The 25,345-nt window shown below is 63.9% G+C and carries 43 protein-coding genes and 1 pseudogene; all 44 read left to right on the top strand.

Translation table 11 applies throughout. The features are described 5' to 3' along the window. Window positions 1–208 precede the first annotated feature (208 nt). Window positions 209–790: a dihydrofolate reductase family protein gene (locus tag ASD68_RS12655; RefSeq protein WP_056607300.1), complete on the top strand. Its 582-nt coding sequence runs from the start codon at window positions 209–211 to the stop codon at window positions 788–790. 122 nt (window positions 791–912) lie between these two features. Then, a complete protein-coding gene (locus tag ASD68_RS12650) occupies window positions 913–1,326 on the top strand; it encodes a nuclear transport factor 2 family protein (RefSeq protein ID WP_056607298.1) in 414 nt (137 codons plus the stop codon). Window positions 1,327–1,815: 489 nt separating this feature from the next. Continuing rightward, the gene (locus tag ASD68_RS12640; RefSeq protein ID WP_082546055.1) at window positions 1,816–2,673 is read left to right on the top strand and encodes a trypsin-like serine protease; all 858 of its coding nucleotides are present in this window, start codon (window positions 1,816–1,818) and stop codon (window positions 2,671–2,673) included. Between the two features lie 33 nt (window positions 2,674–2,706). Next, window positions 2,707–2,901, top strand: a complete 195-nt coding sequence (locus tag ASD68_RS12635) for a hypothetical protein (protein ID WP_056607294.1) — start codon at window positions 2,707–2,709, stop codon at window positions 2,899–2,901. A 239-nt stretch (window positions 2,902–3,140) separates the two neighbouring features. Beyond that, window positions 3,141–3,650, top strand: a complete 510-nt coding sequence (locus ASD68_RS12630) for a GNAT family N-acetyltransferase (protein ID WP_056607292.1) — start codon at window positions 3,141–3,143, stop codon at window positions 3,648–3,650. 111 nt (window positions 3,651–3,761) lie between these two features. Further along, complete coding sequence (locus ASD68_RS12625; RefSeq protein WP_056607290.1) at window positions 3,762–4,001, top strand: DUF1737 domain-containing protein; 240 nt, start codon at window positions 3,762–3,764, stop codon at window positions 3,999–4,001. A gap of 180 nt (window positions 4,002–4,181) precedes the next feature. Next, window positions 4,182–4,520, top strand: a complete 339-nt coding sequence (locus ASD68_RS12620; protein WP_056607288.1) for a YnfA family protein — start codon at window positions 4,182–4,184, stop codon at window positions 4,518–4,520. 100 nt (window positions 4,521–4,620) lie between these two features. Next, a complete protein-coding gene (locus tag ASD68_RS12615) occupies window positions 4,621–5,007 on the top strand; it encodes a VOC family protein (RefSeq protein WP_056607286.1) in 387 nt (128 codons plus the stop codon). Between the two features lie 119 nt (window positions 5,008–5,126). Beyond that, window positions 5,127–5,504, top strand: a complete 378-nt coding sequence (locus ASD68_RS12610) for a hypothetical protein (RefSeq protein WP_056607284.1) — start codon at window positions 5,127–5,129, stop codon at window positions 5,502–5,504. 69 nt (window positions 5,505–5,573) lie between these two features. Continuing rightward, window positions 5,574–6,131, top strand: a complete 558-nt coding sequence (locus ASD68_RS16655; RefSeq protein WP_082546054.1) for an alpha/beta hydrolase — start codon at window positions 5,574–5,576, stop codon at window positions 6,129–6,131. A 65-nt stretch (window positions 6,132–6,196) separates the two neighbouring features. Beyond that, complete coding sequence (locus ASD68_RS12600) at window positions 6,197–6,598, top strand: DUF302 domain-containing protein (protein WP_056607280.1); 402 nt, start codon at window positions 6,197–6,199, stop codon at window positions 6,596–6,598. Window positions 6,599–6,850: 252 nt separating this feature from the next. Further along, entirely contained in the window at window positions 6,851–7,180 is a 330-nt protein-coding gene (locus tag ASD68_RS12595; RefSeq protein WP_056607278.1) for a hypothetical protein, read from the top strand. 66 nt (window positions 7,181–7,246) lie between these two features. Further along, window positions 7,247–7,534, top strand: coding sequence for a hypothetical protein (locus ASD68_RS12590; RefSeq protein ID WP_156458393.1), 288 nt, complete (start codon window positions 7,247–7,249; stop codon window positions 7,532–7,534). Between the two features lie 67 nt (window positions 7,535–7,601). Further along, on the top strand, window positions 7,602–7,976 hold the full coding sequence (locus ASD68_RS12585; RefSeq protein WP_056607272.1) for a YkvA family protein: 375 nt from the start codon (window positions 7,602–7,604) through the stop codon (window positions 7,974–7,976). Window positions 7,977–8,195: 219 nt separating this feature from the next. Continuing rightward, entirely contained in the window at window positions 8,196–8,480 is a 285-nt protein-coding gene (locus ASD68_RS17305) for a GNAT family N-acetyltransferase (protein ID WP_235578730.1), read from the top strand. A gap of 70 nt (window positions 8,481–8,550) precedes the next feature. Beyond that, window positions 8,551–8,979, top strand: a complete 429-nt coding sequence (locus tag ASD68_RS12575; RefSeq protein ID WP_056607269.1) for a GNAT family N-acetyltransferase — start codon at window positions 8,551–8,553, stop codon at window positions 8,977–8,979. A gap of 43 nt (window positions 8,980–9,022) precedes the next feature. Next, window positions 9,023–9,409: a cupin domain-containing protein gene (locus ASD68_RS12570; RefSeq protein ID WP_056607266.1), complete on the top strand. Its 387-nt coding sequence runs from the start codon at window positions 9,023–9,025 to the stop codon at window positions 9,407–9,409. Beyond that, entirely contained in the window at window positions 9,409–10,035 is a 627-nt protein-coding gene (locus tag ASD68_RS12565; RefSeq protein WP_056607263.1) for a glutathione S-transferase, read from the top strand. The genes ASD68_RS12570 and ASD68_RS12565 overlap by 1 nt, the downstream gene beginning before the upstream one ends. 27 nt (window positions 10,036–10,062) lie before the next feature. Then, window positions 10,063–10,692 carry a dihydrofolate reductase family protein gene (locus ASD68_RS12560; RefSeq protein ID WP_056607261.1) on the top strand — a complete coding sequence of 210 codons (630 nt, stop codon included), beginning with the start codon at window positions 10,063–10,065 and terminating at the stop codon, window positions 10,690–10,692. A gap of 48 nt (window positions 10,693–10,740) precedes the next feature. Continuing rightward, window positions 10,741–11,352: a hypothetical protein gene (locus ASD68_RS12555; protein WP_056607259.1), complete on the top strand. Its 612-nt coding sequence runs from the start codon at window positions 10,741–10,743 to the stop codon at window positions 11,350–11,352. A gap of 11 nt (window positions 11,353–11,363) precedes the next feature. After that, window positions 11,364–11,595: pseudogene (locus tag ASD68_RS17300) on the top strand (hypothetical protein); the annotation flags it as partial. A gap of 143 nt (window positions 11,596–11,738) precedes the next feature. Continuing rightward, window positions 11,739–12,146: a hypothetical protein gene (locus ASD68_RS12550; RefSeq protein ID WP_056607257.1), complete on the top strand. Its 408-nt coding sequence runs from the start codon at window positions 11,739–11,741 to the stop codon at window positions 12,144–12,146. A gap of 72 nt (window positions 12,147–12,218) precedes the next feature. Next, window positions 12,219–12,704: a hypothetical protein gene (locus ASD68_RS12545; RefSeq protein WP_056607253.1), complete on the top strand. Its 486-nt coding sequence runs from the start codon at window positions 12,219–12,221 to the stop codon at window positions 12,702–12,704. Between the two features lie 111 nt (window positions 12,705–12,815). Beyond that, a complete protein-coding gene (locus ASD68_RS12540) occupies window positions 12,816–13,067 on the top strand; it encodes a hypothetical protein (protein WP_056607251.1) in 252 nt (83 codons plus the stop codon). A gap of 173 nt (window positions 13,068–13,240) precedes the next feature. Further along, the gene (locus ASD68_RS12535; protein ID WP_056607249.1) at window positions 13,241–13,642 is read left to right on the top strand and encodes a GFA family protein; all 402 of its coding nucleotides are present in this window, start codon (window positions 13,241–13,243) and stop codon (window positions 13,640–13,642) included. 91 nt (window positions 13,643–13,733) lie between these two features. Continuing rightward, window positions 13,734–13,889, top strand: coding sequence for a hypothetical protein (locus ASD68_RS17130; protein WP_200945385.1), 156 nt, complete (start codon window positions 13,734–13,736; stop codon window positions 13,887–13,889). 78 nt (window positions 13,890–13,967) lie between these two features. Further along, complete coding sequence (locus ASD68_RS12525; protein WP_056607246.1) at window positions 13,968–14,495, top strand: GNAT family N-acetyltransferase; 528 nt, start codon at window positions 13,968–13,970, stop codon at window positions 14,493–14,495. Between the two features lie 51 nt (window positions 14,496–14,546). Continuing rightward, the gene (locus tag ASD68_RS12520; protein WP_056083738.1) at window positions 14,547–15,023 is read left to right on the top strand and encodes an AraC family transcriptional regulator; all 477 of its coding nucleotides are present in this window, start codon (window positions 14,547–14,549) and stop codon (window positions 15,021–15,023) included. Beyond that, the gene (locus ASD68_RS12515) at window positions 15,020–15,442 is read left to right on the top strand and encodes a VOC family protein (RefSeq protein ID WP_056083735.1); all 423 of its coding nucleotides are present in this window, start codon (window positions 15,020–15,022) and stop codon (window positions 15,440–15,442) included. The genes ASD68_RS12520 and ASD68_RS12515 overlap by 4 nt, the downstream gene beginning before the upstream one ends. Further along, on the top strand, window positions 15,439–15,660 hold the full coding sequence (locus ASD68_RS12510) for a hypothetical protein (RefSeq protein ID WP_056607244.1): 222 nt from the start codon (window positions 15,439–15,441) through the stop codon (window positions 15,658–15,660). The genes ASD68_RS12515 and ASD68_RS12510 overlap by 4 nt, the downstream gene beginning before the upstream one ends. After that, complete coding sequence (locus ASD68_RS12505) at window positions 15,657–15,935, top strand: hypothetical protein (RefSeq protein WP_056607242.1); 279 nt, start codon at window positions 15,657–15,659, stop codon at window positions 15,933–15,935. The genes ASD68_RS12510 and ASD68_RS12505 overlap by 4 nt, the downstream gene beginning before the upstream one ends. Window positions 15,936–16,002: 67 nt before the next feature. Then, window positions 16,003–16,473: an SgcJ/EcaC family oxidoreductase gene (locus tag ASD68_RS12500; RefSeq protein ID WP_056607241.1), complete on the top strand. Its 471-nt coding sequence runs from the start codon at window positions 16,003–16,005 to the stop codon at window positions 16,471–16,473. 93 nt (window positions 16,474–16,566) lie between these two features. After that, the gene (locus ASD68_RS12495) at window positions 16,567–16,938 is read left to right on the top strand and encodes a nuclear transport factor 2 family protein (RefSeq protein ID WP_056607239.1); all 372 of its coding nucleotides are present in this window, start codon (window positions 16,567–16,569) and stop codon (window positions 16,936–16,938) included. Window positions 16,939–16,981: 43 nt separating this feature from the next. Beyond that, window positions 16,982–17,389 (top strand): SRPBCC family protein, encoded by a 408-nt coding sequence (locus ASD68_RS12490; RefSeq protein WP_056607235.1) that lies wholly within the window; start codon window positions 16,982–16,984, stop codon window positions 17,387–17,389. Window positions 17,390–17,477: 88 nt separating this feature from the next. Beyond that, window positions 17,478–17,696: a hypothetical protein gene (locus tag ASD68_RS12485; RefSeq protein WP_056607234.1), complete on the top strand. Its 219-nt coding sequence runs from the start codon at window positions 17,478–17,480 to the stop codon at window positions 17,694–17,696. After that, window positions 17,693–18,358: a cation transporter gene (locus ASD68_RS12480; protein WP_056607232.1), complete on the top strand. Its 666-nt coding sequence runs from the start codon at window positions 17,693–17,695 to the stop codon at window positions 18,356–18,358. The genes ASD68_RS12485 and ASD68_RS12480 overlap by 4 nt, the downstream gene beginning before the upstream one ends. Then, window positions 18,351–18,908, top strand: coding sequence for a YdeI/OmpD-associated family protein (locus ASD68_RS12475; RefSeq protein ID WP_056607230.1), 558 nt, complete (start codon window positions 18,351–18,353; stop codon window positions 18,906–18,908). Before ASD68_RS12480 ends, ASD68_RS12475 begins: the two co-directional genes overlap by 8 nt. 1 nt (window position 18,909) lies before the next feature. Beyond that, window positions 18,910–19,323 (top strand): hypothetical protein, encoded by a 414-nt coding sequence (locus ASD68_RS12470; RefSeq protein WP_056607228.1) that lies wholly within the window; start codon window positions 18,910–18,912, stop codon window positions 19,321–19,323. Between the two features lie 73 nt (window positions 19,324–19,396). Further along, window positions 19,397–19,726 carry a hypothetical protein gene (locus ASD68_RS12465; protein ID WP_156458392.1) on the top strand — a complete coding sequence of 110 codons (330 nt, stop codon included), beginning with the start codon at window positions 19,397–19,399 and terminating at the stop codon, window positions 19,724–19,726. A 28-nt stretch (window positions 19,727–19,754) separates the two neighbouring features. Then, window positions 19,755–20,129: a hypothetical protein gene (locus tag ASD68_RS12460; RefSeq protein ID WP_056607226.1), complete on the top strand. Its 375-nt coding sequence runs from the start codon at window positions 19,755–19,757 to the stop codon at window positions 20,127–20,129. A gap of 293 nt (window positions 20,130–20,422) precedes the next feature. Then, on the top strand, window positions 20,423–21,829 hold the full coding sequence (gene zwf / locus ASD68_RS12455; protein WP_056607224.1) for a glucose-6-phosphate dehydrogenase: 1,407 nt from the start codon (window positions 20,423–20,425) through the stop codon (window positions 21,827–21,829). Next, on the top strand, window positions 21,823–22,554 hold the full coding sequence (locus tag ASD68_RS12450) for an HAD family hydrolase (RefSeq protein ID WP_056607220.1): 732 nt from the start codon (window positions 21,823–21,825) through the stop codon (window positions 22,552–22,554). Before zwf ends, ASD68_RS12450 begins: the two co-directional genes overlap by 7 nt. A 66-nt stretch (window positions 22,555–22,620) precedes the next feature. After that, window positions 22,621–23,709, top strand: a complete 1,089-nt coding sequence (gene tal, locus ASD68_RS12445; protein ID WP_056607218.1) for a transaldolase — start codon at window positions 22,621–22,623, stop codon at window positions 23,707–23,709. Beyond that, entirely contained in the window at window positions 23,706–25,340 is a 1,635-nt protein-coding gene (gene pgi, locus ASD68_RS12440; RefSeq protein ID WP_056607216.1) for a glucose-6-phosphate isomerase, read from the top strand. The genes tal and pgi overlap by 4 nt, the downstream gene beginning before the upstream one ends. Window positions 25,341–25,345: the final 5 nt, after the last annotated feature.

The following is a 25,345-nucleotide window of genomic DNA, read 5'->3' as shown; positions in this document are numbered from 1 at the left end:
TTGTGCGCGCCGCGCGCGCCCTCCTGTTTGAATTCTTTGCAGCTGAACTCGGGCGGTAGGCCGCACGGGCCGTCCAGCCTCTGCTCGAAGTTGTCCGGGTTAGCCAGCACCTCGAACTGTCGAAAGTCTCGACTGTGGTTCGTCGTATGGTCGCAAGCCGAGTCGCCCGTACATCGGTGTCGCAGAATTCCAGAACCCGGAGAGCCAAATGAGAAAGCTCAGAATCATCGAACACATCTCGCTGGACGGCGTGATCCAGCATTCCGCCGATGACGGCGATTTCCCTTACAGCAACTGGACCACGCCCTATCGAACCCCCGCCGGCCTGGACGCACTCACGGCCGCGCTGGGCGCGCGCTTCGATTTGCTGCTTGGTCGTCGCACCTACGATATCTGGTCGGGCTTTTGGCCAAAGGCACCGAGCAGTCCGATGGCGGACGGCCTCAATGCGGCAACAAAACATGTCGCTACCCACCGTCCGGAGAGCCTTGAATGGGGCCCGTTCGAGGGCTTGGGACCGGACATTGTCGAAAGTGTTCGCCGCATCAAGTCGCAGGACGGCCCGGACCTGATTCTCTGGGGTAGCTCCACGCTTGCGTCGCCGGTGCTCGAGCATGGGCTTGCGGATGAGGTCCTGCTGATCGTCTATCCGGTCCTGTTGGGCAGGGGGAAGCGCCTCCTTGCGGAGAGAACCCCGGCATGCTCATTCGAGCTCCTCGGCTCGGAAGCCATGCCTTCCGGCGTCATCCTCAGTACTTACAAGGTCGCCGGGCCTTTGAAGGCCGGATAACCGGACAGGATTGACTGAGCCAGCGGTGCGGAGTGACGCCTGACAACTGAAGCCTAACCCGCTCCGCGCGGCCGCTGAATTCAGGTGTCGGGCATCGCAATTCCCGTTCAAGGAGAAAGTTTATGAACTATCCATCCCTCGCCCCGGATCAGATCGCGATTCTGGGGTCTGCAAATAATGCGGCGAGCGAGACAAGGGACGTCATCCGCAAGTTTCACGAGGCGTTCGACCGTCACGATCCACAAGCCATGGAAGATCTCGTGGCTGATGATTGCGTCATTGAGAATACCAACCCCGCCCCAAACGGTGCCCGCCTCCTTGGCAAGGCTGCGTGCCTGGCGAACTGGCAAGGCCTCGCCAGTTCGACGAGTGCCCGGTTCGTGCGCGAAGAGGTGTTTGTCGTCGGTGAACGGGCGGTTATCAGGTGGCGTTACTGCTGGGGCACAGACGACGCCAGTTCGATCCGCGGCATCAATTTGATGCGGGTTTGTGGCGGACGCATTGTTGAAGCAATGGGTTACGTAAAAGGGACATGAGGCGACGCCCGACAGGGCGATCCAGCCGACCGGCACGCCTCCGCTGTGCGGCGGCAGGCCGGCGGCTGAGTTTGAACGTAGGCACGGAGACAGGAATGTCCCAGTTCTTGCAGGTGTGGCACTCGTGGCTTTTGCCGCAGTAGGTCAACGGCCCCTCATCGCCTTGTTTGCATGTGTCCTCTACGCCATCAAGGCCATACGTCACGCGCGTCCGAGCGTCAATCTCCGGGGTCGCGACACGTTGTGGAACCCTGCCAACGTGCTACTCGGCGATACCATGCTCACAGACGATGGCTTGCGGTATCGTCGCAAATGCTTGAAGGCGCTGTGTATCTTCATCGCGTGCGTCGGCGGTACGTTGCTTGTTGCGGCAGTCACAGGGCAGCTCAGGTGAGCCACAGGCTGCCTAACCACCCGTTCGAGGCGGACGGCTTCGCCGCCGCTCAACTCAAGCGTTAGCCCCCTTGAAACGTTTCCGAAGGAATCGCAATGTCCCGGCTCTTGTTGTTGGCACTGCTCGCTGTGTCCTTCAGTGCAAGCGCGATCGTCATTCGCGATGATGTCGATGACTCGAAGTATCGGGTTCCGGCATCCGAGTTCCCCGCACTCGTCGACCTCCCCGGCGAGGGGCATGGCGTACTGATTGCGCCACGCTGGGTCGTCACCGCCGCACATGCCGTCGCCTGGCAGGCTCAAATCAAGCAGGTCACCATTAACGGGATACCTAGAGATGTCGAACGTCTGGTAATGCATCCGGGGCACAAAATGCCGTCGCAGAAGCTGCTCGATCAGGCACTAGCAACGTGGGACTGGACGTTGTTCCGAGTGCTGCTTGCTTCTTCGGACGACGTTGCACTTCTCGAATTGACGAAGCCCGTTGCTGATGTCGCTCCCGCCGCAATCAACAAGGGGGATGACGAGTTCGGCCAGATCGTCAAGATCTTGGGGAAAGGTGCCACCGGCAACGGTGCCACCGGGTACGAATTCGGTGATTCCCACCGCACCGAGCTTCGCCGCGCGTACAACAAGGTCACCAGCGCCGATGACCGCTGGCTCTGCTACATCTTCGACAAGCCGTCTGATGCCCTGCCACTTGAGGGCGGGTCTGGAAGCGGTGATAGCGGCGGGCCAGTCCTTATCCAGACCAAAGAAGGTTGGCTGTTGGCCGGACTGACGTCATGGTCAGACCCTCAAAGTACTATTAGGACACCCGGGCGGTATGGTCAGATCAGCTGTAATGTTCGCTTGAGCCATTACAATGACTGGATTCAAAAAATCATCTCCGGGCGGTCACAAGCGGGGCCTAGCAAGTCATTCAAGCCGACGCCGCTTCGCGGCGCGGCTTAATTCAGGCGTTGGACCGCAGATAAGGAAACCCCCATGCAACCAACTAAAAAGCCCTATAGACCCGGCCACTGGATTGTTGTGGGAACGATCCTCGGAACGTTTATCGGAATACTTCTCGGCAAGCTGGCGCTTGGAATGATCTTCGGCTTTTTCCTAGGCGCCATGATTGACGCTCATAAGCGAAAATCGATTGCCGTGCCCGCCAAAGAATCGTCTGATGAAAAGTAAGGCTCCTTGTACTGGCTTTGTTTCTTGTTGGCTCGCTTTGCCTGCGCGCCGCATGCGCTCATTTGCGGTCTAGCAAGTCATTCAAGCCGAATCCGCTTGGCGGGTCGGCTTGATTCAGGCGTCAGGCGTCTGAGGAAAACACTTCGTCGCGCTTGGGATGCGGAGCTTTTGCCCGGCCTTGTCGGTTGCCGCAGCCCTCACCTCGCTACCATCCGGGAACCGTAGTCACCACTTTTGCCATGACGTTGGAAGTCCGCAAAATTCAGTTCGCCGACGCACGTAGCTATCGAGAATGCCTGGATTCGGTCGCTCGGGAGCGCCGATTTCTTGCCCAGGTCGAGGCTTTGCCCATCGAGCGGATCGAACAGTTTGTCGCCGAGTCGGTAGCCACCGATGCCGCGCAGTATGTCGCCGTCGAGAACGGCATGGTCATCGGATGGTGCGATGTGTTCTCCCACTGGGCTTACGCCATCGCCCATGTCGGCAGCCTTGGCATGGGGGTTCGCGCGGAGTATCGCGGCCGCGGCATCGGCGAACGCCTGCTCCGGGCAACGCTGGCGCATGCCGAACAGAAGGGGATCTTTCGCGTCACGCTGGAGGCCCGCGCGGACAACCGGGCCGCGATCCGCCTCTACGAGAAGGTGGGGTTTCGCATCGAAGCTCGAACACCGTGCGCGTTGCGCTTTGACGACACGTTTTACGAGGGCGTACAAATGGCGCTGCTGCAAGGGCCGGCGAGTGCGGCGTGACCCGGCGCTCAAGCTGATGCGCCACGGCGGCTTGGTTTGACTGCCTTGGTACGCAACTCGGCTCTACGTTAGCCTGTCAGGAATTCCTTCCAACCTGCCAAGGTCAACTACATGCCGCCCCGGAAAGTTACGGAGCAACCGCCCGAGGGGTTGCCAACCTATCGCATCCTCACCGGCCCGGATGACGCCAGGTTCTGTCACAGGGTCAGCGAGGCTTTGGCGCTGGGTTATCGGCTTTACGGTTCGCCTGCTGCAACTTTCGATGGCGAGAGAGTTATCGTTGCGCAAGCCATCATCTGGCCGTCTGCGCTCACCCTGAATGGCGGCGAGAATGGCCAGCGGGCAAGCTAGCAAGTCAATGCAGCGGATGCGCTGTGCACACTGCTGATTTCGGACGCTGGATGGTGCTTACACTTTCTCGTCATTCAACGGGAACCACCCAATGATCGGTGCTGCCGGTGTTGCCATGAAGAAGGTTGAGCCGCAGCTCGCTTCCCTGGGGCTGCTGCCGGGAATGCCAGCGAGATACTGATGCTCTTCCAGCTCTCCAAAACCCTGGGCCTGTTCGCGCTCACCGCGTTGGCTGAGATCATCGGCTGCTATCTGCCCTATCTGTGGCTGAAGCAGGGCCACTCGGCGTGGCTGCTTGTGCCCGCCGCGCTGAGTCTGGCCGCATTTGCGTGGCTTCTCACTCTCCATCCCCAAGCTGCCGGCCGCGTGTATGCGGCATACGGTGGCGTGTACATCAGCATGGCGCTGCTCTGGCTCTGGGCCGTGGATTCCGTCAAACCTTCCGTTGCGGACTTCATCGGTGTCGGGTTCTGCCTGCTGGGCATGTCGATCATCATGTTCGCGCCGCGACCGGGCTGACCATTCATTCAGGCCGGCGCCGCTATGCGGTGCGGCTTGATTCAGGGATTGGGTCTTGCAAGACCTTCGCCACCAATGAAACTCGCACCGTGGAGTCATCGTGCCCTCACCCGCTCGCGCCGGCATTTTCATCTACGCCAAGCATCCGGAAAGCCTTTCGGACTTTTACCAATCCGTCCTGGGCATGACAGTCGCTCATCGCACTGATCAGATGATCGTGCTTTGCTCGCCGGATCTGCAGATCGTCGTTCACGCGATGCCTGGGGACATTGCGTCGCAAGTGGCGATCACCCGCCCGCCGCGGCTGCGCGACAATGTCGCCATCAAGTTTTTCTGTACCGTCCCCAGTCTTTCGGGTGCTGAGGAATCAGCGCGAGCCCTGGGCGGGAACGTGTTTCCGGAGCAATGGCAAGGGCCCGGCTTCGTGGTTCGCAATGCCTGCGATCCGGAGGGCAACGTCTTTCAGGTGCGCGCGAGCGTGGGCTGACAATACGCTCGAGCCGGAGCCTCCTCGTTCTGCAAAGCACCCGGTGGATGCGGCTTGCCCTGCGCCCTGCTCCACTACACGTCTCGATCTGACCACCCGAACCACCAGTCATCATGCCCATGAAAATGATCGCCTCCTGTCATTGCAGCGCCGTCCAGATAGCCGTTGCGCACTTTCCGACGGAAGTGACCGAATGCAACTGCTCGCTCTGCCACAGTTACGGCGTGCTCTGGTCCTACTACGCGGCCGGCGACGTCATCTCCGTGCCGGACAGCTCGCTGACCGACACCTATGCATGGGCTGGGCACAATGTCGATTTTCATCGGTGCCGTACCTGCGGCTGCGTCACGCACTGGGTGCCTCGCGACGCAAAACGCGATCGGCGCGGCATCAATGCGCGGCTCTTTCCAGCGCATGCTCTTGAGGACTTGCACATACGCCGCCGGGATGGCGCCGGCACGGGCAAGTTCCTGAACTGGCCTGCAGGCGCGACCTGACATTTCGCGCAAGGCGGTGCTCAACTCCGGCGCCGAACATCAAACCCGACATCATCAAAGGCGAGAAGCATGCATCCTGTACTGATCCTGCCAGGCCTTGGCAACTCCGGCCCTGACCACTGGCAGAGCCATTGGGAGCGTCAGGATTCTTCATGCGAGCGGGTGATACAAAATGACTGGGAGACGCCTCGTTGCCGGGATTGGGTTGACCGCCTCGACCATGTGGTGGGGCAACGCAATGGCCCGGTCGTTCTCGCTGCGCATAGTTCAGCCTGTGCATTGGTGGCCCATTGGGCCGCCTCGGCGTCATCGCCGCAGTTGGAGCGAGTCTGTGGCGCTCTTCTTGTAGCCCCGAGTGATCCTGACGGTGCCAATTACCCGCCGGGCCCTGTCGGTTTCGGCCCCGTCCCGCTGCTGCCGCTTCCTTTTCCCTCGATCGTCGTCGCAAGCGCCGATGATCGGTATATAGAGCCGACGCGAGCCCGCCAGTACGCCGACGCCTGGCGCAGCCGCTTCGTGCTTTTGCAGGGTGCGGGGCACATCAATGCGTCCAGCGGGTTTGGCCCATGGCCGGAGGGCTACGCCCTGCTTTGCGCGTTGCGAGCGGAAGAGCACGCTGATGCCTGACCATTCGTTCAAGGCGATGCCATTTCGCGGCAGGCCTGATTCAAACACTAGGTACCCACAGACCCATGTCATCATCCAGCGTTGTCACTCTCGAAAGTCCGTACACCTTCTCCGACACGGTTCGGCGTTTGCTTGCTGCGTTTGCCGCGAAGAGCATCAAGGTTTTCGCGGTCATTGATCAGCAGGCCGAGGCCAGTGCGGCCGGGTTGGCAATGCCGCCGACGACTCTGGTGATCTTCGGCAACCCTCAGGCGGGTACACCGCTCATGCTCATCAATCCGCAAGTGGGCGTTGATCTGCCGCTCAAGGTGCTTGTCAGCGAGGCCGTGCCGGGGCGGGTTGTCGTGTGCTTCACCTCGGCGGCAGCCATCGTCCAACGCCATGGACTCCCGCCCGAGTTTGTCGCCAACCTGGCACCCGTCGAGCGCGTGATCGAGGCGGCGCTGGGCAAGAGCGCTGGCGTCTGACAATCATCCAGGGGGACTAGCGGATACGCTCCGCCCGAAGCTTCACTTGAGCCTCAAGACACATGAATAGTCTCGTGAGTGACGCATGCCTTTTCACTACCCTGGCGTTCTTCTGCCTCCACGTCGTTCTCGTGGCCATTCTCAAGCCCGGGTAGCCGCGGTATACGCACTATCATCGACAGCGGCGTTCACGCTGCCGCCACTTCTTGACGCGGCGTAACTCAGGCAGCTTTACCCGGGTGTCAGCCGTCCATGCCAACCATCGTGTTACGCGACCACGAAAACCGGGATCGGGGCTTCCTGCTCGTGGCCGGCAGCGAGGCCGTGTTTGCCATGGATACGCGTGACGTCGTGCTCATGGCGCTGCCATCCCCCAACACGTCATCGATCGCAACCTTTCTGCAGAGTTTCAAGCATGTGGAGTTCAAGGCGGACTTCACCATCGGCGATTCAGGCGGCCGGATTTCCTTCGCGGTGACACCCGAGCTGTCTTTCCTTGCCTCGCTCGATGCTTCCGGTACCGGCTCCTGGTCAGCAGGTACCATCGGCGGTGGCAGCTGCCGGTTGCTCAACGACGGCTGACAACGCGCTTGCGCGGGCTTGCGCCGGCGCCGGCTCCGCCTCCGCTCAACTTCAGCATCCACTCGCATGTCGAACACCCGGGTACGTCGAGGCACCGATTCGGATCTCACGCTTGGCGGACGCGCTATAGCCGCCGTCGCGTCGTGTCTGTTCTCGGTGCCGCTCATGGGCCTGATCTGGCTGATCATCAACAACCAGATCGCGCCCATCTCGGACACCGTGTTGCCGCTGTCGGCGCTGGTCGCAGCCATCGTCGGGTTCGCCGCCCTGTCGTTCGCCTTCCCTCGCCTTGCCCCGGACGTCTTTGGCTGGATCTGCGACACCCTGATGCGGTTGGCGCGATGGCTGTGGTGACGCATCGGGGTCCGCGTCTGTCCGGGTTGGCCAGAGTGTCGCGAACGACTCGGCATGCGCGGTCGTGATGCCGATCAGGCAATGGGCGAAGCGCCTCAAGCATCAGACCACGGTGGTGTATTACGCCGCCCGCGATCCGCGCACGCCGTGGTTTGTCCGGCTGCTGGCGCTGGTGGTGGCGGCCTATGCACTCAGCCCCATCGACCTCATCCCGGACTTCATTCCGGTGCTGGGTTACCTGGATGACCTGATCATCGTGCCGCTCGGATTGGCGCTGGTGCTTCGCCTCATTCCCGCCGACGTAATGGCCGCCGCAAGCGAGCGGGCGCTGGCCGCGGCCACCCGGCCAACGAGTCGCGTCATGGCGGTTTTCATTGTTACGCTGTGGGTTCTGGCGCTGGGCGGGTTCGGCTGGTGGGCGTTCCGCAAGATGCACACCTGACGATTCGTTCCGACGGACTGCGCCGTCTTTCACTCCGGCATCGGGCACCGCATGAAGGATTTCACATGACCGGCGACATCTTCGTGGCCCATTCGGATGAGGACATCCTGTCGTGCTTTGCCGCCTTCAGTGCTCTGCGGCCGCACCTTCAGGAGCAGGCGTTCCTGTCCCAGGTACGTCGGCAGCAGGCGCAGTCCTACCAGATCGTGGCGTTGAAGCATGGCGGCAAGGTTCAGAGCGCCGCCGGCTTTCGGTTCGCGGAGTTCCTGGCGTGGGGAAAAAAAAGTCCTCTACGTAGACGACCTGACGACCCTGCCCGGGGCCACGTCACAGGGCTTTGCCGGCGCGCTCATGGACTGGATGGTGGCGCACGCCAGGGCCAACGACTGCCAGGGCGTGCACCTGGACACGGGCTATACCCGGCATGCGGCGCACCGGTTGTATCTGCGCAAGGGACTGCAGTTGAATTGCCACCATCTGGCGCTTGATCTGGGCCAGCGCTGACGAGTCACTCAAGCTCGCGTTCCTTCGCGCGACTTGATCCAGGCATCAACCCCTCAAGTATTTTCGCCCTATGGAAGAACTCCGGATCACCACAGAAGCGGCCGAGCTGGATCTCCAGCTCATCCATCGCTTTCTCTCCGAGCAGACTTACTGGGCCAAAGCCATTCCTTTCGCCGTGGTCGAGCGGGCCGTTGCCAACTCACTTTGTTTTGGCGGCTTTCTCGGCAAGCGGCAGGTCGCGTTTGCCCGCGTCATATCCGACTACGCCACGTTCGCCAATCTGGTGGACGTTTTCGTTCTGCCGGAACATCGCGGCAAGGGCTACAGCAAGGCGCTCATGGGCGCGGTCTTTGCCCACCCGCAACTTCAGGGCCTGCGCCGGTTCACTCTCGCCACCGGAGATGCGCATGGGCTGTACGCCCGGTTCGGGTTTACGGCACCTGCACATCCGCAGACGCTCATGGAGCGCTATGTACCGGATATCTATGCCGCGCCGTAGCGGATGGCTTCGCCGCCGATCAACTCCCACGCTGGATCGCATCATGGATCATCGAATTTCAGACATCGATACCGCGGAGCACTACACATGGGGCGGCGTCTGCGATGGCTGGCACCTGCTCAAGGACCCCACGCTCAGCGTGATCCAGGAGCGCGTACCGCCGGGGGCGAGCGAGACGTCGCATTTTCATTCGCAGGCACGCCAGTTCTTCTACGTGCTTTCGGGCACGGCGACGATGGAGTTCGAGCATGAGGCGGTGACGTTCGCCGCCGGCCAGGGGCTGCATGTGCCGCCGGGCACGCGGCACCGTTTCGCCAACCGTTCGGACGCCGACGTGGTGTTCCTCGTCATATCGTCACCCACGACGGCCGGCGACCGCACCAACCTGCCGGACGCGACGCCGGCGTCATCCCCTCTGGAGGAAAAGTGATGCGACTGATCGGCATGCTGGATTCGCCTTATGTGCGGCGCGTCGCCATTTCGCTGGAATGCCTGGGCATTTCATTCGCGCACGACGCGATCTCGGTATTCAGCACGTACGAGGAGTTTCAGCGCATCAATCCCGTCGTGAAGGCGCCGACGCTGGTGTGCGATGACGGCGAGGTGTTGATGGATTCCTCGCTGATCCTGCAGTTCGTCGAAGCGACCCGGAGCGGCGGCGATTCGCTGTGGAGTCTCGGCGACGCCACGCGCATGCAGCACGAGATGCGCGCCGTCAGCTTGGCGCTGGCGGCTTGCGAGAAGAGTGTGCAGATCGTCTACGAGCGCAAGCTGCGGCCGCCGTCCGCGCAGTACGAGCCGTGGGTGGAGCGGGTGCAGGGGCAACTGCTGGAAGCCTGTGCCGCCCTGGAGCGCGAGGTGCAGACACGTCAGCCTGTTTTCGTGGAGCCACGCCGTCAGGCCGGCATCACCACCGCGGTCGTCTGGCAGTTCACGCAGTCCATGCTGGCGTCGATCGTGGTGGCGGAGAAGTATCCGGGCCTGGTGGCGCTGTCCGCCCGCATGGAGCGCACGCCCGAGTTCCGGAAGTACCCGCCGGTGGGCCCGGGTGCCTGAGCAACGCGTCGATAGCGCGAGGAAATCATGAGCAAGGTTTTCGTCAATATCGGACTCAGTCTCGATGGCTACATGGCGCCGGAAGGGATGACCATGGGCAGGCCCGAGTACAAGGGCTGGGGCGCCAAATGGGGCGCGATGATGGCCTGGATACTCAACCAGCAGTACTTTCGCGAGAAGCTGCTGAAGCTCGATGGGGGAGAAACCGGCCCGGTCAATGATCTGGTTCGCCAGACTGCCGAGCGCAGCGGGGCCAACATCATGGGCAAGCGGATGTTCGACCAGGGCGAGATCGCCTGGCCGGAGGAGGCACCGTTCCACACGCCGGTCTACGTGCTTACCCACGAGAAGCGCGAGCCGTGGGTGCGCCCCGGCGGCACGACGTTCCACTTCGTCAACGACGGGCCGCAGCGTGCACTGGAATTGGCCAGGGAATCCGCGGGCAACCGCGACATCCGGGTTTCGGGCGGCGCGGATGTGATCCAGCAATACCTCAACCTGGGTGTGATCGACGAACTGGAGATCGCATTGGCGCCCGTGTTGTTCGGCAGCGGCCGACGCCTGTTCGAGAACCTGCACGAGCCCGGTCCGGCGTTTCGCATCGACCGCATTCTTGACGGTTCGGCCGCCACCCATTTGCGCTATGTACGCCAGTGATGTCACCCAACGGTTCGCTGCACCCTGCACCCACACCAGGAAACGCCCATGTCGAAAGCAAATGGATTTCTTTCCGTATACGCCGGCCTGCTGACTGTTTTGCTGCTGGGTGGCCTGGCTTATGGCGCTGGAAAGCGTGCCATCACGGCCGATGAGATAACGGTTCAACGCATCAACATTGTCGAACCGGATGGCACGCCACGGCTGATTATTTCCAACCACGCGAAGCTGCCCGGCGTGTTGGTACATGGCAAGGAGAAACCGCTGGATCGACCCCAGGCCGGTCTCATCTTTCTCAATGACGAGGGCTCCGAGATTGGCGGGCTGATCTTCGGCGGCAGAAAAGACAAGGACGGAAAGGTGCGTGATTCCGGCGGCAGTCTTTCATTCGATCGCTATGAAGCAAACCAGGTGGTGCAACTGCTTGGCGTCGATGATTCGGAAGACCGCTTCGCCGGGCTGGCGATCTCCGACAGCCCGTCGGGCAACGACGTTCGCCGCAGGATCTGGCTCGGGCGCGGCGATGATGGCGAAGCCTCATTGGCGCTGCTCGATGGCACCGGCAACAAGCGTATCGTCATGAAGGTCGCGGAGAACGGCGAGTCCAGCATTTCCGTTCTGGATGCCACGGGCAAAACGGTCAAGGAACTGTTGCCCTGAATCGCACGCAAAGCCGCGACGTGGTCGATGCATTCCACATGACAGCGTTTGCTGGCGGCGGCGACAAAAGGTGCTCCTGGATGTCGGGACATCCGCCAGGGCCCGCCCGGTTATTACGCCGCTTTCGTTCCGGATCAGGATGGCAGCAACATCGAAGCCGTTTGTCGCCCGTTGCAGCGCACGTGGCGTACTGCTTTCCGGCTGCGTGGCGCATGGCGACAAATCATTGGCATGCAGCGGTGAAAGCCAACCACTCCCGGGGGGGATTCCAGTTCGTTGCGGCAGCCGTTGCACGGCGTCAATTCGCCAGCTACCTTCACGCATGATGTTCGTCCAGACGAAGCCGCTTCGCGGATCGGTTCAATTCGGTTATCAGGCGGTAGAGCATGACGACATTACGTCTGGAAACAGAGCACGGAACGACGCTGACCAACCCGTCTTCCGGGCAAATCGCGCAGGCTCTCTCCTCTCTCGATGGAAAATCGAATTCGTTCGCGATCCTGGCGCGCGCTGATCAGGTTTATGTCCAGACCTCCGGCTCCGGCTCGAGCGGGTTTGTGCTGGAGTATCGGGACGGCGATGAGGCGTCTCATTTTCAAGCCAGCAACAAATCGTTGCCGCTCGACGTGATCCAGGACGTATTTGAAAAATATGCCCAAGGTGATTCGGCATGGAAGGAGTCGCTGGTATGGGAGCCGTTGTCCGCCGGCGAAATCACGGTGCCGGCGAAGTGGTTGGTGGCGGCCGTGATGGCGGCGCTTGCGGCTATTGCATGGGTGACTGTTGCCGCCTGACCGTTCATTCGGGCGGCCATCACCGGACGGGCATGGCTGATCTCAGGGTTGTAGTGCACAGGGGAATCTTTCGTGAGCCAATTCAACAAGACCACACGGTTTTTCAGCGTCATGCTCGTGGCCGGCGGCAGCGTCGGTGTCGCCATGGTCATGATCCTGGGTCTCAAGCTTCTTCCACAGGGTTGGTTGCTGCTCGTTCCACTGGCTGGGCTTGCCGCACTTTTCGCGTGGGCAGCCTTCACCGGCATCCGCTTGTGGCAGGGCACACCTTACGGTCGGCGTTGGGCGCCGATTCTGTTTGCGTCGCAGATCCCGATGTTCTCGCTGCAAGGCATCCGGTATCAATGGTTCACGGGCGCCGAACTTTCACCGACCGTGCAACTTGGCACGGGCAGCGTTCCACTGGGCTTGAGCGTCAACCTGGGTGCCAATGGCCAGTTCTTCTTCGGCGATGAAGCCGCCGAGCTCTTCATCGGCCTGAACCTGTTTGCGGTTGTCGCGCTCGTGCTGCTGCTGCGCGCCAACAGCTCATTCAATCGGCGACTCGCCACACATTGATCGCAGCACTGGGCAAAGCGGAGAGATCAACGCGCTCTGTATGGCTGCTCGCCGTGGCGGCAGGACTCGGCGTGCCCATCCACATCCCAGACCACACGGAGCAGGTCCCTGATGAAATGTCCTCACTGCAACACCTCGATCAGCGTGTTCTCGAAAGAGATGAACCGCTTCGGAAAACGCAAGATCTGTCCCCACTGCGGTGAGGGCGTCACGCTCGGGGTGAGGTTCGCGTCGGTAGCGCTGTGGTTCATCCCCGTGATCGCCCTCTCCCTGGTGCTGCATCGTTGGCTGGGCGGTGGCGCAACCGCACTGGCTTCTGTCTTGCTGTTGCTGCTGTCCCTGAGGTTGAAGCCGGCGGCATAGCGAGGCCTCAGGTGATCGCTTCACTATTCGCCCCAAGCCACAACCGGGCCGGGCCGGGCCGTCATTGAAAGCCAAAGCGGCGCCACGTTCGTGATCGAGAACATCAAGCGGCCTTGGCCGCTCGGCCGGCGTGGAGGTGGTGATGTGCGGCATTTCATGCACTGGAGGTTTCCATGCAAGCAGAACATCGTGGGTCGTGCCTTTGCGGTGCCGTGCACTTCAAGGTGACCGGTACGTTCGAGCGCTTTTATCTCTGCCATTGCGCGTATTGCCGCAAGGACACCGGTTCGGCGCACGCCGCCAATCTTTTCTCGTCGACAGCTACGCTTGAGTGGCTCTCCGGGCGGGAACAGGTGAACACCTTCAACCTGCCACAGACGCGGCACCTGCGGTGCTTTTGTTCGGTCTGTGGCTCGGCGCTACCCTTCGCCTCACCGGGGATGCTGGTGGTTCCCGCGGGCAGTCTGGATACGCTGTCTCCCGTCGTCCCCGATGCCCATGTTTTCATGGCGAGCAGGGCCACCTGGGACCGTGACCTGGCATTGGCGCCGGGTTTCGATACGTTCCCGTCGTAGGTGCCGGCCATCATTGCGTCGGGCCGAACGTGAGGCACCGGTGGCTTTGCCCGTCCCAACCCAGGTTGCGGGCATTCAACAGGAGAACGACATGAGCGGTGCAAAACGGAGTGGCTACCTCTTCATGGCAGCCGGTTGCGCGTTCTTTCTGGCGGCGTATCTCGGCGCGCAGGTCGCCTTCTACGGAATCGCGGCCGCTTTCATCGCCATCGGTGCTTCCCGCATGGCTCGGGCCAGGCGTCATTAGCGCAACGGGGCCCGACCCTGATCCCGGGCAGGCCGGTTCACGGCTGCTCACCGTATCGTCCGACACCGCTGGAAACCTATGCCGCCCGAGACACTGATCAGACCCTGCCTGCCCGGCGACGAGCACGCGCTTGCGCTTGTGGGACAGGCCACGTTCCTCGAAACCTTTGCGGGCCTGCTGGCCGGCCCGGACATCGTCGCCCACTGCGCCAACGCCCATGCGGTGGCGTTGTATCGGGACTGGCTGGCCGATCCCGATTACCAGCTGTGGCTGGTCGAGACGCAGCAGGGCCGTGCGCCGGTCGGCTTCATGGTGGTGGCGCCGGCGCGGTTGCCCCTGCCCGATCTCTCCCCGCGGGATCGGGAGATCAAGCGCATCTACATGCTGGGCAAATTCCAGGGTGGCGGCACGGGAAAGAAGCTGGTGGCCGAAGCCCTGGCGCATGCACGCGCCAGCCACGCCGCGCGCCTGTTGCTTGGCGTCTATGCGGGCAATGCGGCCGCGATCGGGTTTTATGAGCGGGTGGGTTTCGGCAAACTGGGCAGCCGCCAGTTCGACGTCGGCGGGCAGAGCTACGACGACAACATCATGGGCATGTCGGTGTAACGCGCGGAAAGGCCTGCGCCGCGCGACTCCGGCACCGGGCACGGAGACACGATGAGTCAGAGTCCCGAACTATTGCGGCGGTTGCTGCGCGCGAAGGACCGGATGGACGCCGCGCCCCATGAGCCGTGGCCGATCAGCCGGCTGGCGCAGGTGAGCGCGGTGTCCGAAGCGCACTTTGCGCGCCAGTTTGGCCAGGCCTTCGGCGTGCCGCCGCATCGCTACCTGCTTACGCGCCGCATCGAGCGCGCCATCGCCTTGCTGCGCGATACCGACCTGCCCGTTACCGAGGTCGCGTACCGGACCGGCTGGAACAGCCTCGGCACGTTCGGGCGCATTTTTCGCGACATCACCGGCGAGAGCCCCGGCGAACTTCGCGCCCGCGAGCGGCCAGCCCCGCACGGGCGGGATGAGGCGCCCGAATGCCTGGTGCGTGCCGCGCATCGGCCGGATCTCAAGACCGCAGTTTCGGAGAAGCGGCGGCGGGAGGCAGACGGTAAAACAGGGATCCAACCAACGGAGGCTCCATGAATCAAGGCATAAATGTAGCGGGCGTGTACGTGCGCGATCAGGACGAGGCACTGGCGTTCTACGTCGACAAACTGGGTTTTCGCGTGCACACGGATGCCCGCAACGGCGACTACCGGTGGCTCACGGTGCAGCACCCGGAGCAACCCTCGTTCCAGCTCGGCCTGTTCAAGCCGGGGCCGCCGATGCACGACGCAGCCACCGCGCAGGCACTGTGCGAGGCCGTGGCCAAGGGCGCGATGCCGCCGCTGGTGCTGGTGGTGGATGACTGCCGTGCGGCCTACGAGCGCATGAGCGCCAGCGGGGTTGAGTTCATGCAGGAGCCGGTGGATCGCTACGGCACCGTGGACGCCGGCTTCCGCGACCCTTCCGGCAATGGGTGGAAGATGATCGAAAGCTCGCCGTCGCGGGAGGCGCAATGAAACGGGGCGGCTGGATGCGGCAGAGCCATCGCTGGCTGTCCATCGTTTTCACGGCAGCCGTGGCCGCCAACTTCATCGCCCGTGCGCTGGCGCCGGGCGAGCCATCGCCATGGCTGACCTACGCACCGCTGCCGCCGCTTTTCCTGCAGCTGTTTACCGGCCTGTACCTGTTTGCGCTGCCGTATACCCGCAACGGACGCGACGTACCGCAAGCATGACGCCGGCCACGCACGAGCCGCTGTTGACGATGGCCCGGTCGGCCCTGGAGCAGATCGAACCGCTCGCGGCGCAGGGCTGGGCGCCGGCGCAGAGCATCGCCCGGCAGTTGCGCTGGTGCGTGGCATTGGCGTCCGGCCAACCCGGCCCGGATCGCCCCGGCCCGTTCTCCATGGGGCTGATCGCCACGCGGGAGCTGGACATGTACGGCGACCGGCCCGAGCTGGCGGAGCTCATCAACCGGATTCAGCAGGAAGTCGAGCGCGCGCTGGCGTAGTCTCCGTGCGATGGGCGGCTCGCCGCCGCTTCGCTGCAACGTCTGGCCACTGAGCCACGGAGGCACCATGAAAGCGCTGATCGCCGGAATCGTCTTGCTGGCCGTGTCCATGGCGACCTCGGCACAACCCCCGAATGCCGAAGCCGCCGTGCGGCAGACGGTGCAGGCCTTCTATGCGGCCTTCAACGCCCACGGGTTCGACCATGCGGCCGATTTCACCACCGACGACTGGAACCACATCAACCCGTATGGCGGCAGGACCCGCGGCCGCGCACAGGTTCTGAAGGAGCTGCATCAGGTGCACGGCAGCTTTCTCAAGGGCGTGTCGGACAACATAGAGCAGCTGGACGTACGGTTTGCGGGCAAGGACGCCGCGGTCGCGACCGTGACCAGCCGCATGAGCACGTTCACCAGCCCGGACGGCATAAGGCACGTGAACGAGCAGCACATACGCACGTTTATCCTGGCCAAACGCGGTACGCGGTGGTTGATCATGCAGGATCAAAATACCGTGGTGGCCGCGCCGCCGGGGCAATGAGGCATTAGCTGCAGGTTCACGCATCCGGCGCGGCGTTCAGGCTGAATACCCGGAAGCGCGTAGCGTTCCCTACCTGACAACGAGGAGCAGGCTGTGGCCAGCAAAGCCGATATCGCCACCGAGTTTCTGTCCCTGTGCGCATCCGGAAAGGTGCGGGAAGCCTACGACCGCCACGTCGCCGAAAACTTCCGGCACCACAATGCGTATTTCCCCGGCGATCGCGATGCCCTGCTGACCGCGATGGAGCAAAGCGCGCAGTCCGAGCCGAACAAGTCGTTCACCGTGCGGCAGACGATTGAGTCGGCCGATCGCGTCGCGGTGATGTCGCACCTGCGCCGCGCGCAGGTCGATCTGGAGTACGCCGTGGTCCACATCCTTCGCTTCGAGCAAGGCAGGATTGTCGAGATGTGGGACGTGGCCCAGGAAATCCCGCGGGATTCCCCAAACCAGCTCGGCATGTTCTAGCCTCGGTAGCCCGCGCCCGACCGCAGCGAGCAGGAACCACAACATGAAGATCACCGTTGACGCCCTCGCCCACGCGCCCATCGCCAGGGTGTGGGCGGCCTACACCACGCCGCAGGACATCAGGCAGTGGAACGCCGCGTCCGACGACTGGCACACCACCCGCGCCAACGTCGACCTGCGCGTGGGCGGCGAATTCTCGTCGCGCATGGAGGCGAAGGACGGCAGCGTGGGCTTCGACTTCGCCGGCACCTATACCCGGGTCGAGCCGCACGCCTTGATCGAATACACGTTTGGCGACCGGGTGGCCCTGGTCGAGTTCGTGGCGGTTCCGGAAGGGATCATGGTGCGCGTCACTTTCGACGCGGAAACGGACAATCCGGCCGAGATGCAGCGCCAGGGCTGGCAGGCCATCCTGGACAATTTCGTCAGGTACGTCGAAGGCCATCGTTGATGCGTTGCCGGCCGACGCGGTTTCGACATTGATGCACCGACCACGCCTTCCGTCGCGGCTGCTGCTTGGCGCGTCCTGCGCATGCGCCATGGCGGCGGTGCTGTTCGGCTTTTTCTACTACGCGCTTTACTGGCGCTACCGCGGCTTGTTCAATGAGGAAGGCCGCTACCTCGACCCGCAGGAGCTGGTCGTGCATCACGCACAGGACGCGGTGCTCGCGGTACCGGCAGGCTTGTTCGCGCTGCTGGCTATCGTCTTGTTTGTCGCCGGCAGGCTCCATCACCGGTCCGAAACGGAGACCCCATGAGTGATTGCTGCTCCAGCAAGGCATGCCAGCTCGACGCACTGCGTCGCCGGCAGACATCGACGCTGAAGATCGTGTTGCTGATCAACGCGGCGATGTTTTTCGCCGAATTCGCCGCGGGATGGGCAGCGGGGTCGGTGGCCCTGGTCTCGGACTCGCTGGACATGCTCGGCGATGCGCTGGTCTACGGTTTCAGCCTTTACGCGGTAACGGAAAGTCTGCGGACGAAGGCGCTCGCGGCCCGGATCAAGGGTCTCATCATGGCCGCGTTTGCGCTGGCGGCGTTTGGCCAGGTGGTCTACCGGCTGCTGGTACCGCAGGTTCCCGCTTTCGAGGCGATGGGCGCCATGGGCTTGTTGGCGTTGCTGGCCAATGGTGTGTGTTTCGCCCTGCTGTGGCGCCATCGCACCGACGACATCAACATGAGCTCGGTGTGGTTGTGCTCGCGCAATGACCTGATTGCCAACCTGTCGGTCATCGCCGCGGCCGGTGGCGTGTTGCTGACGCACTCGGGGTGGCCCGACATGGTGGTGGGTATCGCCATCGCGGTCCTGTTCACCCGGTCCGCGATCACGGTCCTGTCGGAATCGGGGCGTGAGCTTCGTCGTGCCGACGCCGATCATCAGCCAACCCCATCGATACCCGCAGGGCGATCCCATGACTGACGCCGCCGGAAAACCCACGTTCAAGGCCAGGCTGCTTGGCCCCGCCAAGGTCGGCAAGGCGTCATGGGCGTTCCTGGTATTGCCCAAAGCCGCCAGCGATCGGCTTCCGCGACGCGGCAGGACCACGGTGGATGGCCACCTCAACGGCCACGCCTTTCAGGCCACGCTGGAGCCGGACGGGCAGCTGAGCCACTGGCTGAAGGTGGACGAGGCGTTGCGCAAGGTCGCTGGCGTGCAGGTGGGCGAGACAGTCACGGTGCGGATCGATCCGGTGACGCAGGAGCCGGAGCCCGAGTTGCCATCCGACCTGCGCGACGCACTGGCCGCGTGCCCGGAGGCGCGAACGGTTTGGGACGGCACCACGACGCTGGCGCGGGTGGACTGGATTCACTGGATCGAATCGGCCAAGCAGGCAAAAACGCGGCAGAAGCGGGTGGATGAGGCCTGCGACAAGCTCGGCGGCGGACAGCGACGCGTCTGCTGCTTCGATCCCTCCGGGTTCTACAGCAAGGGCCTCAGCGCACCGCAAGCGGCGGATCAGGACGCGTGACATGAGCGAATCATGGACGCGCCCGCCACCGCCTGCGCGCTCGACGCTGGTCGAGTGGGCACGCCTGCTGAAGTTTTTTCGTTACTACCGTCACTACGGCGGCCACTCCATCATCGAGGACGAGTTTGTGGTGGCACTGGCACCGGATGCGTTTACGCGCGAGCTCGGCGAACAACTGCTCGCCACGGCCCGGGCACAGGGGCAAGCGCCCCATATCGACACGTTCGACGACCGCGTTCTCATCGGCGTCACCGACGCGGAAACATACAGCGTCACGCCGCGTTCGCTGCAGGCCTCGATCGAGCTGGAGTCGCTGCTGACGCCGTTGGCGGGCGCGCTGCTGGAACCACCGATCGACAGCAGGCATTGTTTTTCTCCGACGCACCATCCCGAGTTGTGGGCCGAACACCGCTGAGGATTTGCTCATGACACGGCACGACAGGATCGGCACGAAGCGCAAACCGCTTTTCGTCCTCGTATTTTTCGCGATGTCTGCCGCTGTCGCGGGTTCGGCGCCACCGCTGCCGATAGCGTCCGGCCAGTACACGTTCCGGCACCGGTTCGCGGAGCAGCCCGACCTGCCCAGCATCTCCCTCACGGCGAAAATCCGCGGCCACCACATCGTGCTGATCAACCCGGGCAAGGCCCGCATCTTTCCGCACGGCGTGGTGGCCGAAGGCACCTTGATGTGGAACGTGGCGATCAGGCAGTGGGTCATCGGCACGGCGGCGTCGGACAGCACCACCCCCGAGGCCGGTGGCTGCAGCGAGGGGCCGGAAGTGGTCGACCTGGTGAACCGCACTTACTGGACGTGTTGATTCACGCCAATACCATCGGAAGACACGCATGAAAACAACACTGCTGGTGGCTCCCTTCCTGCTGGCGATGGCGCTGGCCGTTTATGTGCAGGGCGGCGACTCCATCGGGTTCGCGCTGTGGAATGCGCTGCCGATGCTGGCGGGCCTGGGCATGCTCCTGGTCGGGCATCGCAGCCGCCGCGCGATGCCATGGGGACGCGTGGCGTTCGCCGTGGTCGCCACGCTGTTCATGGTCTGGTTCCATCTCTCGTGGCTGTTCGACTGGGGCGGCGCCAGAACCAGCTCATCCACCTCGGCGCTGGCTTTCATCTTCATGCCGCTGTGGGCGTTCATCCTCGGCGCCGTTGCCAGCGTGCTGGCCTGGACAACCCACCGGCTCGCCCGCCTTCGCGCCACGCCATAGCCGAACTGGCTCCCTCCCCTGCTCGCAGGGGAGGGCTGGGGAGGGGTCGCTCTTCGTCACGCGGAGCGAAAAGCGTCACCCCCTCGAGCCTCCCCCCCGCAAGCAGGGGGAGGGGCAGAAGCGGCGGTTTCGCAAGTCCCATTCCCCATTCCCTATGCACCGCCTTAACCGTGCCTCGCGCAGGCTGCGTAGTGGAGTTGCCGCCGCGACAGTGCAACCATCGGCGGATGGCGTTTTTCCGCGCCGGGCAGCTGACCGGCTGCCTTCCCACCCGCATGGAGTGATTCCCCGTTATGCCGATTTCCCGCTCGGATGCCCTCGTGTTCTTTGGCGCCACTGGCGACCTGGCCTACAAGAAGATCTTCCCCGCGCTGCAGTCGATGATCCAGCGCGACGGGCTGGACCTGCCGATCATCTGCATCGCGCATTCGGGTTGGACGCTGGAGCAATTGCGCCAGCGCGCGCACGACAGCCTTGCGCACGCGGCCAAGGCGCAGGGCACCACGGTGGACGAGGCCACGTTCGCGAAACTGGCGGCGAAACTGCAATACGTCGATGGCGACTACAACGACCCGGCCACCTTCACGCTGTTGAAGCAGGCGCTGGGCGAGGCGCAGCGGCCGCTGCATTACCTGGCGATACCGCCCGCGCTGTTCGGGGTGGTGGCGCGGGGCCTGAAGCAGGCCGGTTGCGCCGACGAGGCGCGCATCGTGGTGGAGAAGCCGTTCGGCCGCGACCTGGCCTCGGCGCGCAAGCTCAACGCCACGCTGCACGAGGTGTTTCCGGAGCCGTCGATCTTCCGCATCGACCACTACCTGGGCAAGGAGCCGGTGCAGAACCTGCTGTATTTCCGTTTCGCCAACACCGTGTTCGAGCCGGTGTGGAACCACCATTACGTGGACAGCGTGCAGATCACCATGGCCGAGCAGTTCGGCGTGGACGGTCGCGGCGGGTTCTATGAAAGCGTGGGGGCGATCCGCGACGTGCTGCAGAACCACCTGCTGCAGGTGACGTCCTTGCTGGCGATGGATGCGCCGGTGGGCAACGACCCGGCCTCGCTCAACGCCGAGAAGCTGCGCCTGTTCCGCGCGATGCGCCCGCTGGAACCGGCCGACGTGGTGCGCGGCCAGTTCACCGGCTACCGCGACGTGGACGGCGTGGCGCCGGATTCGGACGTGGAAACCTTCGTGGCGCTGCGCTTGTACATCGACACCTGGCGCTGGGCCGGGGTGCCGTTCTACATCCGCGCGGGCAAGAACCTGCCGATCACCACCACCGAGGTGATGGTCGACATGAAGACGCCGCCGATGTCGATCTTCGACGATATCCGCGCGCCGGAATCCAACTACTTCCGCTTCCGGCTCAGCCCCGAGGTGGTGATCGCCGAGGGTGCGCGGGTGAAGCGGCCGGGCGAGGCGATGCGCGGCAACCCGGTGGAACTGGTGGCGCGGCACGACACGACGCCGGAGAAATCGCCGTACGAGCGGCTGCTGGGCGACGCGATCCGCGGCGACAACTCGCTGTTCACCAGCGATGAATGTGTGGAGGCGGCCTGGGCCGTGGTCGACCGCGTGCTGAATCACGAAAGCCCGGTCGCGCCCTACGAACCGGGCACCTGGGGGCCCGCCGCCGCCGCTGGCGTCGTCGCCAGCGCCGAGGGCTGGCACGACCCGCAAGCGGAGACCAGCGAACCATGTTGACCGATACCCAAGACGCTACCCCGGCCGTCGTTTTCCTGTGCGACGTGGACAATACCCTGCTGGACAACGACCGCTTTCGCGACGACCTCGGCGACGAGCTGGAGCGCCTGTTCGGCGCCGCGGCGCGCGACCGCTACTGGACGATCTACGACCAGCGCCGCGAGGAGCTGGGTTACGCCGACTACCTGGGCACGCTGGAATGCTTCCGCACCGGGCTGGACAACGACCCGCAGTTGCTGAGCATGTCCGGCTGGCTGCTGGATTACCCGTTCGCCGACCGGCTGTACCCGCAGGCGCTGGAAACGGTGGCACACCTGCAATCGCTGGGCCCCACGGCGCTGCTGTCCGACGGCGACATCGTGTTCCAGCCGCGCAAGATCCACCGCTCCGGGCTGTGGCAGGCGCTGGGCGGCCACGTCATGGTCTACCTGCACAAGGAGCGCATGCTGGTGGCCATGCAGCAGCGCTACCCGGCCGCGCATTACGTGATGGTGGACGACAAGCCGCACCTGCTGGCGCGCATGAAACAGCACATGGGCAGCCGGCTGACCACCGTGTTCGTGCGCCAGGGCCATTACGCCGAGAATGCCGCCGGCGACACCATCGATCCGGCCCCCGACATCACCATTGCGTGCATCGGTGACCTGCGCGGGCGTAAGCTTGGAAGTTTCCTGCCCACCGGGGCGGTCATCAGTTTGCCGTCGACGAGCTTGCCATCCGGTTGAGCCGTCCATACGTCCATAATGAATACCCCATCCGATCAATCCGCAACAAGGCACCATGGAGTCCGCATGAAAGCGACACAACAATTGCATGAACTCGGCCAGAGTCTGTGGCTGGACAACATCACCCGCACGATGCTGGACGACGGCACGCTGGCCCGCTACATCGCCGATTTCTCGGTGACCGGCCTCACCTCCAACCCCAGCATCTTCGAAGCGGCGATGGCCGAAGGCGACGCCTACGACGACGGTATCAAGGCCAAATCCAAGGCCGGGCTGTCCGGCGAGGCGCTGTTCACCGAACTGGCGCTGGAAGACCTGCGCCGCGCCGCCAAGCTGTTCAAGCCCGTTTTCGACGCCACCAACCAGGTCGACGGCTGGGTGTCGATGGAGGTTTCCCCGCTGCTGGCCGCCGACACCGCCGGCTCGCTGGAGGCCGCCCGCCAGATCCACGACCAGGGCAACTGCCCCAACCTGTTCGTGAAGATCCCGGGTACCCCCGAGGGCGTGCCGGCGATCGAGGAGGCGATTTTCGCCGGCATCCCGATCAACGTGACCCTGCTGTTCTCCCGCGAGCAGTACCTGGCCGTGGCCGAGGCGTACATGCGCGGCATCGAGCGCCGCATCGCCGCCGGGCTGGACCCGAAGGTGGGCTCGGTGGCGTCGGTCTTCGTCAGCCGCTGGGACGTGGCCAGCAACAAGCAGCTGCCGCCGGAACTGCACAACAAGCTGGGCATCGCCGTGATCCAGCAGACCTACCGCGCCTACCGCGAGCTACTGGCCTCGCCGCGCTGGCAGAAACTCGCCGCCGCCGGCGCCCAGCCGCAGCGCCTGCTGGTGGCCAGCACCGGCACCAAGGACCCGAACGCGTCCGACACGCTGTACATCAGCGCCCTGGCGGCACCCGACACCATCGACACCATGCCGGAGAAAACCCTGCTGGCGCTGGCTGACCACGGCCAACTGAACGGCGTGATGCCCGAGGACGGCGGCGACGCGGACGCGACCGTGGCGAAGATCGCCGCCGCCGGCGTGGACATCGACGCCCTGGCGCTGAAGCTGCAGCAGGATGGCGCGCAAGCGTTCGTGAAGTCGTGGCACCAGTTGCTGGGACGTCTGTCGGACAAGGTGGACAGCCTCGGCGCCGCCAAGGCATGAGCGCCGACCTCACCCGCAGCCCTGCATGGCTGGCGCTGAAACAGCACGCGGCGCAGGTCGGCTCACGCCACCTGCGCGAGCTGTTCGCCGCCGATCCGCAGCGCGGCGAGCGGCTGGTGATCGAGGACGTGGGCCTGTATTTCGATTACGCCAAGCAGCGCGTCAACGCCGACACCATGGACCTGCTGCGCCAGCTGGCCGAAGACCGCGGCGTGCGCCAGCGCACCGCCGCGATGTTCGCCGGCGAGCGCATCAACACCACCGAAGACCGCGCCGTGCTGCACGTGGCCCTGCGCGCCCCGGCCGGCGAGCAGATCCTGTTCGACGGCCACGACGTGGTGGCCGACGTGCACGCGGTGCTCGACCGCATGGCCGCGTTCAGCGACCAGGTGCGCGACGGCAGCTGGCGCGGCCATACCGGCAAGCGCATCCGCAACGTGGTCAGCATCGGCATCGGCGGCTCCGATCTCGGGCCGGTGATGGCGTACGAGGCGCTGCGCGACTTCAGCCAGCGCGACATGGTGTTCCGCTTCGTCTCCAACGTGGACGGCACCGATTTCGCCGAGGCCGTGCGCGACCTGGACGCGGCCGAGACGCTGTTCATCGTCTGCTCGAAAACCTTCACCACGCTGGAAACGCTGAGCAATGCGCAGGCCGCGCGGCAATGGGCAGTGCAGGCGCTGGGCGATGACAGCGCGGTGGCGAAGCACTTCGTGGCGGTCTCCACCAACGCCGACGAAGTGGCGAAGTTCGGTATTGACACCGCCAACATGTTCGGCTTCTGGGACTGGGTGGGCGGCCGCTACTCGATGGAGTCGGCGATCGGCCTGTCCACCATGCTGGCGATCGGGCCGAAGCATTTCCGCGACATGCTGGCCGGTTTCCACGCGATGGACGTGCATTTCCGCGACACGCCGTTCGAACGCAACCTGCCGGTGATGATGGCCCTGCTGGGCATCTGGAACACCAACTTCCTGGACGCGGCCACGGTGGCGGTGCTGCCGTACGAGCAGTACCTGAAGCGCTTCCCCGCCTACCTGCAGCAGCTGACGATGGAGAGCAACGGCAAGAGCGTCACCCTCGACGGCCAGGCGGTGGATTACGCCACCGGCCCGATCTACTGGGGCGAGCCGGGTACCAACGGCCAGCACTCGTTCTACCAGCTGATCCATCAGGGCACGCGCATCGTGCCGTGCGACTTCATCGGCTTCGGCCAGACACGCAACCCGGTGGGCGACCAGCACGACCTGCTGATCGCCAACCTGATTGCCCAGGGCGAGGCGCTGGCGTTCGGCAAGAGCGCCGACGAAGTGCGCACCGAAGGCACCGCCGAGGCACTGGTGCCGCACCGCACCTTCGACGGCAACCGCCCCAGCAGCACCTTGCTGGCGGCCGAGCTGACACCGTTCGCGCTGGGCTCGCTGATCGCGCTGTACGAGCACAGCGTGTTCGTGCAGGGCGTGATCTGGGCTATCGACTCGTTCGACCAGTGGGGCGTGGAACTGGGCAAGCAACTGGCCAAGACCACCATCGCCGAACTCACCGCAGCCCAGCTGCCGGCATTGGCGCACGACAGCTCCACCAATGCGTTGATCCGCCGCTACCGGCAATTGCGGGACGCCGCCCCGTAGCATCT

The sequence above is a fragment of the Rhodanobacter sp. Root627 genome (assembly GCF_001427835.1).
Taxonomy (GTDB): domain Bacteria; phylum Pseudomonadota; class Gammaproteobacteria; order Xanthomonadales; family Rhodanobacteraceae; genus Rhodanobacter; species Rhodanobacter ginsenosidimutans.
The sequence above is the reverse complement of the archived record's forward strand: the minus strand, read 5'-3'. Positions and strand labels throughout refer to the sequence as shown.